The organism is Nocardia sp. NPDC059691, assembly GCF_042733915.1.
Classification (GTDB): Bacteria; Actinomycetota; Actinomycetes; order Mycobacteriales; family Mycobacteriaceae; genus Nocardia; species Nocardia sichangensis.
Genome location: NZ_JBHWFB010000001.1, coordinates 461,265 through 473,298, shown reverse-complemented (window position 1 = coordinate 473,298; position 12,034 = coordinate 461,265). Strand labels below are relative to the sequence as shown.

General features: G+C 69.4%; 8 protein-coding genes. 5 read left to right on the top strand and 3 right to left on the bottom strand.

Going from position 1 to position 12,034, the window contains the following annotated elements:
• Positions 1–183: 183 nt before the first annotated feature.
• Both ACFV2O_RS02230 and ACFV2O_RS02225 read right to left on the bottom strand, forming a co-directional pair.
• Positions 184–636, bottom strand: coding sequence for a PaaI family thioesterase (locus ACFV2O_RS02230; protein ID WP_379249559.1), 453 nt, complete (start codon positions 634–636; stop codon positions 184–186).
• Positions 633–1,217, bottom strand: coding sequence for a TetR/AcrR family transcriptional regulator (locus tag ACFV2O_RS02225; protein ID WP_379249557.1), 585 nt, complete (start codon positions 1,215–1,217; stop codon positions 633–635). The genes ACFV2O_RS02230 and ACFV2O_RS02225 overlap by 4 nt, the downstream gene beginning before the upstream one ends.
• A 189-nt stretch (positions 1,218–1,406) precedes the next feature.
• Here ACFV2O_RS02225 and ACFV2O_RS02220 point away from each other — a divergent pair, with 189 nt between their 5' ends.
• From ACFV2O_RS02220 to ACFV2O_RS02210, 3 genes are all read left to right on the top strand, one after another.
• The gene (locus ACFV2O_RS02220) at positions 1,407–2,477 is read left to right on the top strand and encodes a DNA polymerase IV (RefSeq protein ID WP_379249555.1); all 1,071 of its coding nucleotides are present in this window, start codon (positions 1,407–1,409) and stop codon (positions 2,475–2,477) included.
• Positions 2,478–2,514: 37 nt separating this feature from the next.
• Entirely contained in the window at positions 2,515–3,510 is a 996-nt protein-coding gene (locus ACFV2O_RS02215) for an oxidoreductase (protein ID WP_355078875.1), read from the top strand.
• 270 nt (positions 3,511–3,780) lie between these two features.
• The gene (locus tag ACFV2O_RS02210) at positions 3,781–5,301 is read left to right on the top strand and encodes an alpha/beta hydrolase (protein ID WP_379249552.1); all 1,521 of its coding nucleotides are present in this window, start codon (positions 3,781–3,783) and stop codon (positions 5,299–5,301) included.
• A 12-nt stretch (positions 5,302–5,313) separates the two neighbouring features.
• Here ACFV2O_RS02210 and ACFV2O_RS02205 read toward each other — a convergent pair whose 3' ends face one another.
• Positions 5,314–7,194 carry an ABC transporter ATP-binding protein gene (locus ACFV2O_RS02205; RefSeq protein WP_379249550.1) on the bottom strand — a complete coding sequence of 627 codons (1,881 nt, stop codon included), beginning with the start codon at positions 7,192–7,194 and terminating at the stop codon, positions 5,314–5,316.
• Positions 7,195–7,880: 686 nt separating this feature from the next.
• On the opposite strand from ACFV2O_RS02205, the gene ACFV2O_RS02200 reads away from it, so the two are divergent.
• Together ACFV2O_RS02200 and ACFV2O_RS02195 are read left to right on the top strand one after the other, a co-directional pair.
• Positions 7,881–10,670 carry an FAD-binding and (Fe-S)-binding domain-containing protein gene (locus ACFV2O_RS02200; RefSeq protein WP_379250110.1) on the top strand — a complete coding sequence of 930 codons (2,790 nt, stop codon included), beginning with the start codon at positions 7,881–7,883 and terminating at the stop codon, positions 10,668–10,670.
• 365 nt (positions 10,671–11,035) lie between these two features.
• Entirely contained in the window at positions 11,036–11,959 is a 924-nt protein-coding gene (locus ACFV2O_RS02195; RefSeq protein WP_379250108.1) for a DNA-3-methyladenine glycosylase family protein, read from the top strand.
• Positions 11,960–12,034 lie beyond the last annotated feature (75 nt).

Sequence of the window (12,034 nt, the reverse complement as noted above, 5' to 3'; positions counted from 1 at the left end):
CGGACCTCGCCACACCGGGTCGGCGGCTGACCCTCGCCGAATGTGCTGTGTCGCAACGCACTTGCCGAGCTGCGGCACAGGCGGTCGGCGGATCTCGTTCCTGAGTACGCCCGCGCGCCGACACCCCGGCCAGTGCCGCCGTCACCCGATAGCGCGGGCGACGTGCGAACGGACGTCGTGAGGTCAGGGACTGGTGTTCGTGCCGGCCAGATCCGTTTCCGCGAGCCGGGTGGTGCCTTGGCCCACCGCGCACAGGACCGCTTCGCGCCCGGAGCTTTCCGCGTAGATCGCGCAGTGGGCAACCGCCTGGCGGCGCGTCGCCCCGGTGACGGATGCCTCGATGCGCAACCGGTCGCCGGCGGCGGGCCGCAGGTAGGTGATGGTGACACCTCCCGTGAGTACGTTCGCGCCGAGAACCGTTCCCGCGGCGAAGGTGAGGGCGTTGTCGGCGGCATAGGCGAGCACGCCGCCGTGCACGTAGCCGAATTGCTGGGTCAGTTCGTGGCGCAGCGGGATGATCAGGGTCGCGGCGCCGTCGCCGAAGGCGGTGATCTCGGTGCCGATCAGCGTGGCGAAGGGCTGGGCGGCGAGTACCTTCTTGGCGCTGTCCAGGTCGAGGGTGTTGGTGGCGGTCACTCGGACAGCTGCCCTGCGGCCGCGGTGCGATCGGCGGCGAGCGCCAGCCAGGCGGCGTCGGCCAGCTCGCCCGCGACTTCGGCAGGGGCGACGCGCATGTCACCGCCCAGCCACTGCCGGGTGTATTCCTGCGCCGGACCCAGCCACAGCGCGTAGACCAGATCGATGGGCACATCGCGCACCACCCCATACCCCGCGTGGGTGCGCCACCACCGCGTCACGTCGGACATGAAGCGGCGATTGCTCTCGCTCTCGCGCACTCCCGGCGGCCGCGCGGAGGTGAGTACCGTTGCGCGATATTGATTTTCGCTCACCCACCGCAAGTGTTCGCGCACACCGGCGGTGATGCCTTCCCGCGCGTCGGCGCTGTCGCCGACCACCGCCCAGAAATGCTTCTGATAGTCCGCCAGCGCGTTGGCCCACACCTGCCGGTACAGGTCGGCCTTGTCCGGGAAGTGGTGGTAGAGCGCACCGACGCTGGCGCCCGCCGCGCCCCGGATCTGGGTCAGCGTCGCGTCGAGCGCCCCGTGCTCGGCGAACTGGCGCTCGGCTGCCAGTAGCAACCGATCTCGAATCTTCATATCCAGAATTTAGTTCTGTTCTGCGGGCCGCGCAATGTCAGGGCCTCCGTGTGAGTGGGATCAGGCAGTGGGACTCATCGCGGTGCTGCGGACGATGGCACGACCGGCGGCGGGTGCGGCGATGCCGGTCGGCGGGCGCTCGCGCCGGAATTGCGGCCGGGTGTCGCACCCCTGCGGTAAGAACGGCATGTGGCCAGATGGCTGTTGCATGTCGATCTCGATCAGTTCCAGGCGGCGGTGGAGTTCCGCCGTCATCCAGAACTGCGGGGCCTGCCGGTCATCGTCGGCGGCCACGGCGATCCCGCCGAACCGCGCAAGGTGGTGACCTGCGCGTCCTATCCGGCGCGCGGGTTCGGTGTGCGGGCCGGAATGCCGCTGCGCAGCGCTCAGCGCAAGTGCCCCGACGGAGTGTTCCTTCCTTTGGACATGGCCGCCTACGAGGACGCCTCCGACGAGGTCATGGCCCTGCTGCGGACGTTTCCGGGGCGGGTCGAGGTGTGGGGTTGGGACGAGGCATTCCTCGCCGCCGACACCGACGACCCGGAAGCCCTCGCGCAGCAGGTGCGCGACGCGATCGCCGGACTAGAACTGACCTGCTCGATCGGCATCGGGGACAACAAGCTCACCGCCAAGCTCGCGACCGGCTTCGCCAAGTCGGCGGGCAAGTCGTCGGCCGAGCCCGCCGCCGATGCGGGCGCCGCCGCGGGCGTCTTCCGGCTCACCGCCGCGAACTGGACCGAGGTGATGGCCCATCGCCCGACCAACGCGCTCTGGGGCATCGGCAACCGCATCGCCGCCCGGCTCGCCGAGCTCGGTATCGGGACCGTAGGCGAGCTGATGACGGCGGACCGGCATCGACTCGCCGCCGAATTCGGGCCGAACACCGGTCCGTATCTCTGGGTGCTCGGCCACGGCAAGGGCGATACGGACGTCACCACCGAACCGCGAATCCCGATCGGCCGCAGCAAATCCGAGACCTTCCCGCACGATCTGACCGATCCCGGCGAAATCCGCGCCCAGGTCGCGCGGCTGGCCACCGAGGTCGCCGAGGAGATGGCCGCGGCGGGCCGGATCGGCACCCGCGTTTCGGTGACGGTGCGCACGAACACCTTCTACACACGCAGCAAACAGGAAAAACTGCCCGAACCGACCATCGACGTCGCGCGAATCGCCGAGACGGCGCTGCGCATCATCGAACGGTTCGACCTCGACCGCCCGGTTCGCCTGCTCGGCGTGCGGCTGGAACTCCTGCCGCGGTAACTCCCGGACCCGTCCGGACGCTCGTATGCTCGTCCGCATGGAGTTCTGGGCGATGGTGGCACACGAATCGGATAGCGGGATCGTCCTGACCCGGCAGCAGGCCGGCGAGGATTTCCTCGGGCCGGGTGACGTGACGATCAAAGTGCACTACTCGAGCGCGAACTACAAGGACGGGCTGGCGATCACCAAGGGCGGCGGTGTGGTGCGCAACTACCCGATCGTCCCCGGGATCGACATCGTCGGCGAGGTGGTCGAGTCCGCCGACGACGATTTCGCCCCGGGTGACCAGGTGATCGCGCACGGATACGACATCGGTGTCGCGCACAACGGCGGCTTTGCCGAATACGCCAGGGTGCCCGCCGAATGGGTGGTCAAGCTGGAGGGCCTGAGCCTGCGCGACGCGGCCGCGCTCGGCACCGCCGGGTTCACCGCGGCCCTGAGCGTGCAGGCCCTGCTCGATCGCGGCCTCATGCCGGACGCGGGCCCGGTGCTGGTCACCGGCGCGACCGGCGGGGTCGGCAGCGTGAGCATCGACATTCTCTCCGGGCTCGGCTTCGAAGTCATCGCTTCCACCGGCAAGACCGACGCGAACGATCTGCTCAGCGAGATCGGTGCGAACGAGGTGATCGGCAGGCTGCCGGAGGACCCGAACGCCAAGCCGCGGCCATTGACCAAAGCGCGGTGGGCCGCGGCCGTGGACAGCGTCGGCGGCGCGTCGCTGGCCTACGTGCTGAGCGCCATCGGCTACGGCGGCGCGGTCGCGGCCAGCGGGCTCACCGGCGGAGCGGAACTGCCCACCACGGTGATGCCGTTCATTCTGCGCGGCGTCACCCTGGAAGGCATCGATTCGGTCAACCTTCCGATCGAGCGCCGCAGGGAGGTGTGGGCCCAGCTCGGCAAAGAACTACGACCGCAGCATCTTTCGACCCTGGAGAACTACGCTCCGATCACCGATGTGGAGCGGGTGCTGCACTCCATCCGCAACGGCAGCCACCGGGGGCGCACCGTTCTCGGCGTCAAGGGCGAATTCTGACCGCAAGTACTCGGTAGCGCTCGGACGACATCCACGCCGGATGCGTTCCGGACCTACCGAGACCGCAGGGCATGAGACCGATCAGCGAAGCCCGGCTCGATTCGTTCGAGCCGGGCTTCGCCGGTTCGCCCGAGCGTGCTCCCCTTCCGCGGACGGCCTCGATCGGAGCTCGCCGCGCGGGGGAAGCCGTTGCCACCGTCGCGAGCACCGATCCGATACGGTTCTTCCGCATCCACCTACGTACTCGCTCCGGTCGAGAGGCGAATTTCGTTGTCCACGAATCCGTTCTGGCGTTCGATGTCGATAGTGGCGGTGTCCGCACTGCTGGCCGCGCCCGCGTACGGCCGGGCCGAGCCGGTGGCCGACTCGCACCCGAGCGGCGCGGACCGCTTCTACCGCCAGACGCTCGAGTGGAAGCCGTGCGGCGTCGAGAACTTGGACAAAGCCGGTGGCGAGTGCGCGAATGTCCTCGTGCCGCTCGACTACGGGCGTCCCGACGGTCGCACGATCACCTTGGCGATATCCCGGGTGAAGGCGAGCGATCCGGCGCGGCGGCGGGGCATCCTGGTGTCGAATCCGGGCGGTCCCGGCGGCCCGGGCCTGGACAGTGTGGATCTGCTCGGTGACGTGCTGTCGACCGACGTGCTGGCGAGTTACGACCTGATCGGGATGGACCCGCGCGGAGTCGGCGAATCGACCTCGAGTCCGCGGTGCGGGTGGCCGGTCGGCGAGATGGTCCGGTCGGCGGGCCTGGATCCGCTGGGTTTCGCGCACGACACCGTTCAGTCCGCAGGCATGGCCGCGAGCTGCGTCGTTCGTGATCCGGAGTTGGTGCGGCAGTTCACCACTCGCAATACGGCGCGGGACATGGACGTCGTCCGGGCGGCCCTGGGCGAGGAGAAGATCAATTTCTACGGCTTGTCCTACGGCACGTATCTCGGGGCGGTGTTCACCCAGATGTTCCCCGAGCGCAGCGATCGGGTCGTGCTCGACAGCGCGATCGACCCGGATCGGTATTGGACGGGCTTGGTACAGGATTGGGGACCCGCCGACGAGATCGCGCTGGACGATTGGGCGGTGTGGGCCGCCGCCCACGACGAAGAGTTCCGGCTCGGCGCGACACCGCAGCAAGTGCGCGCGAAGATCGAGGAGCTGGTCCGCATCGTCCACCGCCAGCCGATCGTCATCGACGGATTCGCGATCGACGACCATTGGTTGCCGTTCATCCTGCACGCCTTGCTGTGGAACTTCCGGCTGAACGAACCGCTGGCCGCGACGGTGCGCGAACTCGCCGACGCCGCGGGCGGTCCGCCCACGACCTCGCAGACGCCGCGGTTGCGCGCCATCGTGGCGGCGCTGCGGGACAACGAGAACTCCGTCCTGGCGGAGGTCGCCTGCGGCGATGTCAGCGCGCCCATCGATCCCCTCTGGTACTGGCGCAACATCGAGGAGAGCCGGGCCACGCAACCGGTGTTCGGCGCGCTGGCGGGCAACATCCAGCCGTGCGCCTTCTGGCCTCGACCGGTCGAACCCGCGACCGTAGTGCGGAACGCGGCGCCCGCGCTCATCGTGCAGGCGACGGGAGATCCGCGCACGCCCTATGCGCACGGCGTCCGGCTGCACCAGTATCTGTCGCAGTCGCGGATGGTCACCTTGCAAGACGTCCGTATCCACATGACGTTCCGGCCGGAGCTGAGCAGTTGCGTGAACAACGCGATCAACACCTATTTCGGCGCGGGAACCCTGCCGGACGCCGACACGACCTGTACCGCGGACCAGACGGCGAGCTGACCGGACGACGGATCACGCCGCGGCCGTGACGGGTTCCTCGGCGAACTGCGTGCGGTACAGCTCCGCGTAGCGGCCATCGGCGTTCAGCAGCTCGGGGTGCGTGCCGCGTTCCACGATCCGGCCGTCTTCCAGAACCAGGATCTGGTCGGCGGCGCGGATGGTGGACAGCCGGTGTGCGATCACCAGCGCGGTCCGGCCCTCCAGCGCTTCGGACAGCGCCTCCTGCACGGCGGCTTCCGAGGTCGAGTCCAGCGAAGCGGTCGCCTCGTCCAGGATCACCACGCGCGGCTGCTTGAGCAGCAGGCGCGCGATGGTCAGGCGCTGGCGCTCACCGCCGGAGAGCCGGTAGCCGCGCTCGCCGACCACGGTCTCCAGCCCGTCCGGTAGCGACGCGACCAAGTCGCGCAGCCGGGCGCGCTGGAGTGCGTCCCAGAGTTCGTCCTCGGTGGCTTCCGGCCGCGCGAGCAGCAGATTGGCGCGAATGGTGTCGTGGAACAGGTGTCCGTCCTGGGTGACGAGCCCGACCGTGTCGCGGATCGATCCGGTGGTCAGCTCGCGCACGTCCACGCCGTTCAACCGGACCGCGCCCGCGTCTACGTCGTAGAGGCGGGAGACCAGCTGCGCGATGGTCGACTTGCCCGCGCCCGACGAGCCGACCAGCGCGATCAGCTGACCGGGCTCGGCGCGCAGCGACACGTCGTGCAGGACCTCCACCCCGCCGCGGGTGTCCAGATTCGCCACGTCCTCCAGCGAGGCCAGCGACACCTTGTCGGCCGACGGGTAGCCGAAGCGCACCGCGTCCAGCTCCACCGCGATCGGGCCCGCGGGCACCGTTTTCGCATCCGGCGCGTCCTCGATCAGCGGCTTCAGGTCGAGTACTTCGAAGACGCGCTCGAAGCTCACCAGCGCGGCCATGATCTCCATCCGCGCGCTGGCCAGCGCGGTGAGCGGCGTGTAGAGCCTGGTCAGCAGCAGCGACAGCGACACCACCGCGCCCGCGTCCAATTGCCCGCGCAGCGCGTACCAGCCGCCGAGCCCGTACACCAAGGCGATCGCCAGCGCGGACACCAGCGTGAGCGAGGTGACGAAGACCGTTTGCAACATCGCGGTGCGCACGCCGATGTTCCGCACCCGGCGGGCCCGCAGCGCGAACTCGTCGGACTCCTGTTCCGGACGGCCGAACAGCTTGACCAGCGTCGCGCCCGGCGCGGAGAACCGCTCGGTCATCTGGGTGCTCATCGCCGCGTTCAGCCGGGCCGCTTCCCGCTGCAAATCGGCTAGGCGGTTGCCCATCCGGCGCGCAGGCAGCACGAATACCGGAAGCAACACCAGCGCCAGCAACGTGATCTGCCACGAGATGCTGATCATCACCCCGAGGGTCAACGCGAGGGTCACCAGATTGGCCACCACGCCGGACAGGGTGTCGCTGAACGCGCGCTGGGCGCCGATGACGTCGTTGTTCAACCGGCTGACCAGCGCGCCGGTCCTGGTTCGGGTGAAGAAGGCGACGGGCATCTTCTGCACGTGGTCGAACACGGCGGTGCGCAGGTCGAGGATGAGCCCTTCCCCGATTCGCGCCGACATCCACCGGGTCGCCACCCCGAGTCCGGCGTCGAACACCGCGAGCACGCCGATCACCACCGCGAGGACGACCACCACCCGCGGCGCAGCGCCGCCGACTATGTGGTCGACGACCCGGCCGGCCAGCACCGGCGTGGCCACGGCGAGTACCGCCGATATCACGCTGAACAGCAGGAACGCGCCGATCCGCCGCCGGTGCGGCGCGGCGAACCGGACGATGCGCCCTGCGATGGCGCGGCGGAACGGGCGCTGTTCCTGTGGCGCGTTCGCCCGCCGGTACATCTGGCTCCACGCCACGGATTCGATGCTCACGTTGTTCTCCCTCTCGCTCCCCGCCCCATCCAAGACCTGGCCACCGACACTAAGACCTCAACAATGGTTGAGTTCAAGTCGATTCCGGGCAGGCGGTGTTTCCGCCCACGGCGAAACCGACCGCCGCCCGAGCCTCTGACCGACCCCTGGCTGGGCTGAGGTTCGCGCAACTGACGCATCGGGCACACAAACGCAGCAGTTCCGCACGGGCGGATAGGCCCAGCCGGAACACGGAGGCACCGGTTCCTCGAGTGCGCCGTCCGGATCTCGATACGGCGAAACAGCGACTACGACCGCACGGACTTCGAGCTGCTGAAGTCGAACTCGAGAAGGATTCTTGTCGGGCCCACAAGTGATCTCGTGGCGACCACATCGCCGTTATTGCGAGCGGTCGGTCCAGAGGACTACCCCGTCCCCGGCGAGCCACGCCTGCCGACAACCTGCCAATGGCCGCCCCGACCCCGCGCGCGCTGGATCCGGGGCTTACATACAAACGCGCTCAGCGCACCGCAGCCACGTCTTTCGAGCGAAGCGAGACCGAGCATCCGCGTTCGCGGCCCGGCTCGCGTCCGAGCGGCCGCCGCGTCCGCGACGAAGTCGCCAGCGGCGGTCGATCGGACGCGAGCCACAAAGGGGCCGCGAACACCCAGCGCCGCAGGCGCTGGAAAATAAACACCGTGAACCGTATGGCGGCGCTGCGCGGCAGGATCGCGGGTGAGGTCGACGCCTCCGAGCGGCGGCGGGCGGAGTACTCCTCGGACGCGTCGAACTATCGGGTTCTCCCGGCGGCGGTCGTCTTTCCGCGGACCGACGAGGACGTCGCGGTCACCTTGGAGTTCGCCGGAGCCGAGGGGCTGCCGGTGACCGCGCGCGGCGCGGGGACGTCGGTGGCGGGCAACGCGATCGGTCCCGGGCTGGTGCTCGATTTCAGCAGGCATATGAACCGGATCGTGGCGATCGATGCGGCCGCGCGCGTGGCTACCGTGCAGCCGGGCGTGGTGCTGTCGGAGTTGCAGCGCGCGGCCCGTCCGCACGGCCTGCGCTTCGGACCGGACCCTTCGACACAGAATCGCTGCACGCTCGGCGGCATGATCGGCAACAACGCGTGCGGACCGCGCGCCGTCGCGTGGGGCCGCACCTCCGACACGGTGCGCGAACTGCGCATCCTGGACGGCACCCGCACCGAACGCACACTGGCCGCCGACCTGTCCGCGGTGCCGGGTCTCGCGGAATTCAGCCGGGCAAATCTCGCGGTGTTGCGCACCGATCTCGGGCGCTTCGACCGCCAGGCGTCCGGATACGGTTTGGAACATCTGCTGCCCGAGCGCGGCGCGTCGGCGGCGAAGGCGTTCGTCGGCAGCGAGGGCACCTGCGGTCTGTTGCTGGACGCGACCGTCGAGCTGGTCGAGCTGCCCGCGGCCACCGTGCTCACGGTGCTCGGCTACCCGGACATCGCCACCGCGGCCGACGATGTCGCCGCCGTGCTGGCCTGCGCGCCGATCGCGGTGGAGGGCATCGACGCGCGGCTGGTCGACGTGGTCCGGGCGCATCGGGGAACGGTGCCCGACCTGCCGCGCGGTGGCGGTTGGCTGTTCGTGGAGACCGCGGGCGCGACGCAGGCCGACGCGCTGGCCGTCGCACAGCGACTGTGCCGGACGGCGGGCGCGATGGACAGCAGGATCGTCACCGATCCCGGTACCGCCGCGCAGCTGTGGCGGATCAGGGCCGACGGCGCGGGGCTGGCCGGTCGCACGCCGGACGGGCGGCCGGCCTGGCCGGGCTGGGAGGACGCGGCCGTCCCACCGGAACGGCTCGGCTCCTACCTCCGCGATTTCGCCGCGCTGACGCGCGAGCACGGTGTCGACGGGCTGCTCTACGGGCACATCGGCGACGGCTGCATCCACGTCCGCCTCGATCTTCCGATCGCCGACGCGCCGCACCGCTTCCGCGCCTTCCTGTTCGACGCGGCGGAGCTGGTCGTCCGGCACGGCGGTTCGCTGTCCGGCGAGCACGGCGACGGCCGGGCTCGCTCCGAGTTGCTCTCGGCGATGTACTCCCCCGCGGTGCTCGATGTCTTCGCCGGGTACAAGGCCTTGTTCGACCCCGGCGACATCTTGAATCCGGGCGTGCTCGTCGCGCCGCGTCCGATCGATGCCGACCTGCGGCTGGCCGGACTCGGTGACGTCGGCACATCGAACGGTTACCCGCTCGGAGAAGACGACGGCGATATCAGCGTCGCGGTGCACCGCTGCGTCGGCGTCGGTAAATGCCGGGCCGACGGCGGTTTCATGTGCCCGTCCTACCAGGCCACCCGGGACGAGAAGGACAGCACACGCGGGCGGGCGAGGGTGCTGCAAGAGGTGGTGCGCGGCGCGCTGCCCTGGTCGTCGGAGGCCGTCGCCGAGTCGCTCGATCTGTGCCTGTCCTGCCGGGCGTGCCGGTCGGACTGCCCGGCGGGCGTGGACATGGCCACCTACAAGTCGGAGACGCTGTATCGCCGCTACCGCCACCGGCTCCGGCCGATCGATCACTATTCGCTGGGCTGGTTGCCTCGATGGCTGTCCGCCGCGAGCCGGCTGCCGCGGGTCGTCAACGCGCTGGCGGCCCGGACCGCGCTGCGCCGAGCCGGGCTGCGGGCGGCAGGCATCGACCCGCGTCGTGAGGTGCCGCGCCTGGCCGCGCGTACGTTCCGCCGCATCTGGCGCGATCTGGACGAAGGCGCGCGCATGGCCGAGTCCGCCTACGCGCCCGAGGTGCGGGCCGAAAGCGGTGCCTCCGGCGAGGTGATGCTGTGGATCGATACCTTCACCGACGCGTTCGACCCGGAGATCGCCTTGGCCGCGGCGCGGCTGCTTGCCACCTTGGGCTACCGCGTTCGCATCCCCGAGCAACGCGTCTGCTGCGGACTCACCTGGATCAGCACCGGTCAGCTCGACGGCGCCCGCGCGCGGTTGCGGGCCACGTTGACCGCGTTGCAGGAGCATGTGGAGGCGGGTGGCGTGGTTGTGGGACTGGAACCGTCCTGCACCGCGGTTCTGCGCGCGGACCTCACGGAATTGTTGCCGGACGATCCCAGATCCGCCCCGACCGCCGCCGCGGTGCGCACCTTGGCCGAATTCCTCGCCGATCAGCCCAGCTGGCGCCCGCCGCAGCGCACCGGCCGATCGGTGGTGGTTCAACCGCATTGTCACCAGCACGCGATTCTCGGATTCGATGCCGATCGCCATTTATTAGCCAGTATGGGCGTGACGGTGACGGAAATCACCGGGTGCTGCGGTCTGGCGGGAAATTTCGGAATGCAGTCGGGCCATTACGACATTTCGGTCGCGGTGGCCGAGAACGGCATGCTCCCCGCGCTGCGCGCCGCGGGAGACGACGCGATCCTCCTCGCCGATGGCTTTTCCTGCCGCACTCAGGCCGCGTCCCTCGCTGGACGCCGGGCGCGGCATATCGCGCAATTCCTACTGGGCGAGTGACCTTTTCGGGCGCGCCCGCCGGACAGGCCGGGCGGGCGCCGCGCGGTTCAGCTGCCGAACGGCAGGGTGCCCGGCGGAATCTGGTAGCCCGAGCTGCCCGCGAAGACTCCACCCCAGGCGTTGAGCAGCCAGTTGAGCAGATTGGTAATCATCGAAGAACCTCCGTCATTGCTACTGCCAGATATTTGCCGAACGAAAACAATATCGCCGTGAATCTCATGCCGTTACATCTGATTGCGAAACCATAATCATGTGCGATAGGCATGAAAGGCTTTAGGTGTGGCTCAGATAATAATCCGCGTGTCCCGGTGGAGGGGGACGCGGCGCCGCGCGCCGCACCGGGCAGAATGTCTCGGGTGCGCAGCATGACGGTCGAGCCGGGAGCCAGCCGGACCGTGACCACGGATCGGCCGATCGACCTGGCGTGCACGCTCGCTCCCCTCGGTCGCGGCACCGGCGATCCGTGTCATCGGGTGACCGGCGACGGCGCGTACTGGCACGCCTCCCGTCTGCCGACCGGGCCGGTCACCTACCGCCTGGCCCAGTCCGATCCGCGCACTGTGCAGGCCCGCGCCTGGGGGCCGGGCGCGGCGGAATTCCTCGCGGGTCTCGAGCACATGCTGTGTCTGGACGAGGACGTCTCGGCGTTCCTCCCGGATCATCCGAAACTCGTGGACGCCCATCGTCGTTTTCCCGGGCTCCGCATGCTGCGCACGGGCTTGGTCTTCGAAGCCCTTGTGCCGTCGGTGCTGGAGCAGAAGGTGCACACCGTCTCCGCGCGGGCGTCGTGGCGGAAACTGGTGCGGCAGTACGGCGAACCGGCGCCCGGCCCCGCACCGGAGGGAATGCGGCTGCCGCCGGACGCGGACACTTGGCGGCGAATTCCCTCCTGGGTGTACCACCGGGCCAATGTCGGACCGCAACGCGCGCAGACCATCGTGCGCGCGGCTCGGATCGCCGAATCGCTGGAGCGCGCGGCCCGGGTCGATCCGGTCGAGGCGGCACGAAGGTTGTGCAGTGTCCCCGGTATCGGGGTGTGGACGGCCGCGGAGATCGCGCAGCGGGCTTTCGGCGACGCGGACGCGCTGTCGGTCGGCGATTACCACCTGTCCGCCGCGGTCGGCTGGACTCTGCTCGGCCGTCCCATGGATGACGATGCGATGGTCGAATACCTTGAGCCGCTGCGCCCGCACCGTTATCGGGCGATCCGCCTGCTGGAAATCAGCGGCCACTTCTACAAGCCGAAGTTCGGCCCCCGCACCCCGCTGACCGATCACACCTGGCACTGAGTTCACAGCGGCCCCTCGGCGCGTTCACTTTTCCGCAGTTTTGCCCATTCTTTATCAGTCGGTTCCGGCCGGAGA